3 protein-coding genes are annotated in these 2127 nt (G+C 68.8%); 1 reads left to right on the forward strand and 2 read right to left on the reverse strand.

Annotated elements, in window-relative coordinates:
- Positions 1 to 179: 179 nt before the first annotated feature.
- Positions 180 to 386: a hypothetical protein gene (locus GXZ33_RS02780; protein ID WP_291339327.1), complete on the forward strand. Its 207-nt coding sequence runs from the start codon at positions 180 to 182 to the stop codon at positions 384 to 386.
- Between the two features lie 134 nt (positions 387 to 520).
- On the opposite strand, the gene GXZ33_RS02785 is transcribed toward GXZ33_RS02780, so the two are convergent.
- A complete protein-coding gene (locus GXZ33_RS02785) occupies positions 521 to 1060 on the reverse strand; it encodes a hypothetical protein (protein ID WP_291339328.1) in 540 nt (179 codons plus the stop codon).
- Positions 1061 to 1108: 48 nt separating this feature from the next.
- Positions 1109 to 2127 (reverse strand): OB-fold nucleic acid binding domain-containing protein (locus tag GXZ33_RS02790; RefSeq protein ID WP_363236812.1); only part of this gene is annotated, 1019 nt, incomplete at its 5' end.

The raw sequence follows: 2127 nt of genomic DNA on the forward strand, positions 1-2127 counted from the left end.
TCCAGAACCACGGGCTCACCCACCAGGCCAGGCCCACGAAGATGAGGAGGGGCAGGATCAGCCACGGCAGTCTGCCGAGGTAACGGGCGGTGGTCAGTTTCGGGGAGACGGGGTTCACGCCCTCCACACTAACGACGGTGCCCGGCAGGCAGCACACCCCGCCAGCTACGCTGACTGACGTGACCGCCCTCGAATACCTCATCGCCAAGATACCCACCGGCGCCACCGTCGCCGTGCTCATCGCCTTCGCCTCGACGTTGATGACCCGCGAGATGCCCCTCGACTTCCTGGACATCCTCTTCTTCCTGGGTGTGTGGCTGGCCGGCACCATCGCCGCCGCGGCGATCCTCGCCTTCCTGGAGTTCGCCCGCGACCGCTGGATGTAGCAGCCCGCCCCGCCCTCCCCCGATCTCACACGTTCGGATTCACATCCCCGGGAAAGCCACCCCACGGCTCCCGCAGGTTCGGAACCAGTGTGCTCTCGAACCTGTGCTTCCGGGGTTGCGCGGAGCGTCCGCCCCTACAACTCCTCGTCGTCGCGGCGCACCTCATAGGTCGGTGCGTCCGGCCAGCCTGGTGAGGTGAAGGGATGGTTCCGCCACCGGGCACCGTGCTCCTTGAGGTGCGCGATCCCGTCGCGGCAGAAGAACCCCACCGGCAGGGAGGAGATGTCCTGCGCCACCCGCTTCTTCGCCCCCAGGAAGATCGCGGCGTTGAACTCGGCGGTCGGTTCGTCGCCACGTCCGAACACGACGCGGAGGAAGCCCGCCACATCATCCCCCAGCTTGTCGACACCCCCGCTGAACGTGTTGATCAGCTCCTGGACGAGCCACTCCTGGTAGCGGTCCTCGTCGTAGACCTCACCGACGGGGAAGAAGCCGGCCGGGAAGAGGGCGCTCGACAGCTGATCAGCCTGAATGCCCACCAGTCGGGTGGCTTCCGCGGTGGAGAGTCCGCACTCGCGGATCAGCGCAGAAATGATGTCGGTGACGGTGGTGGTGGCGGCGATGTCGTCGGCGATCTGGTCGAGTGTTTCCCGGGAAGCGGATGAGGTCTCCATGCTTCAATTATAGGTCGCACACATCAGACTTCACACGTTGAACATGGGTCAACGGAAGTCACGTGAACCGCGGCTGAGCCACTCCCCCGGCGCCAGCGATTCCAGCCGGTCGGCGACCACCGTCACCGCCCCGGATGAGTTCTGCACGATACCGCGGACCACCAGGGCCCTCGCGGTGCGCGCCACCGTCCGCTGCCGGTTCCACAGACCGACGGACACCATGACGTTGAGCAGGCCGGTCTCGTCCTCCATGCCGAGGAAGGTCAGGCCCGAGGCGGTCTGCGGGCGCTGCCTGTGGGTGACCACGCCCGCCACCCGCACGCGGGTGCCGTCGGGCACCGCGGGGAGTGCGGCGGCGGGGGTCACTCCGGCGTCGGCGAGCGAGGACCGCAGCATCTCCAGGGGCTGCCGGTCGTGGGTGACGCCGGTGGTGGCGATGTCGGCGACCATGAGCTCGAAGGCGTTCATCCCGGGCAGCGGGGGCGCGCTGACCGCGGAGAGCCCCGGGAGCATGCCGTCCCTTTCGGTGGCGGCGACGCCCGCCTCCCACAGCGCCTGCCGACGGTCCACCCCGAAACTCTCCAGTGCCCCCGCCCGGGCCAGGGCCTCGACGTGCGCCACGGTGAGGTCGGCCCGGCGCGCCAGATCGGGGATCCCGCTGAAGGGGGCGGCAGCCGCGATGCGGGCGGCGGCCTCTGCGCCGAGCCCCTTGATCAGGGTGAGGCCGAGGCGGATACGGCCGTCGACCACCCGGGCCTGCGCCCCGGAGGCCTGCACGTCGACGGGCAGGATCTCCACGCCGTGGCGGCGGGCGTCCTGGATGAGGGACTGTGGCGAGTAGAAGCCCATCGGCTGGGCACGCAGCAGGCCGACGCAGAACTCCGCCGGGTGGTGGTGTTTGAACCAGGCGGAGAAGTACACCAGTGACGCGAAGGACTGTGAGTGGGACTCCGGGAAACCGTAGGCGGCGAAGGCGACGATCTTGTTCCACAGCTTCTCCGCGGTCTCCTCCGGGATGCCGTTGGCCTCCCACACCCCGCGGAAGAAGCGGTCCTTGAGCGCCGCCA

The sequence above is a fragment of the Corynebacterium sp. genome (assembly GCF_012838985.1).
Classification (GTDB): Bacteria; Actinomycetota; Actinomycetes; order Mycobacteriales; family Mycobacteriaceae; genus Corynebacterium.

Coding starts and splice junctions, on each gene's coding strand:
- GXZ33_RS02785 (WP_291339328.1), bottom strand. CDS start 1,060: ATGGAGACCTCATCCGCTTCCCGGGAAACACTCGACCAGATCGCCGAC.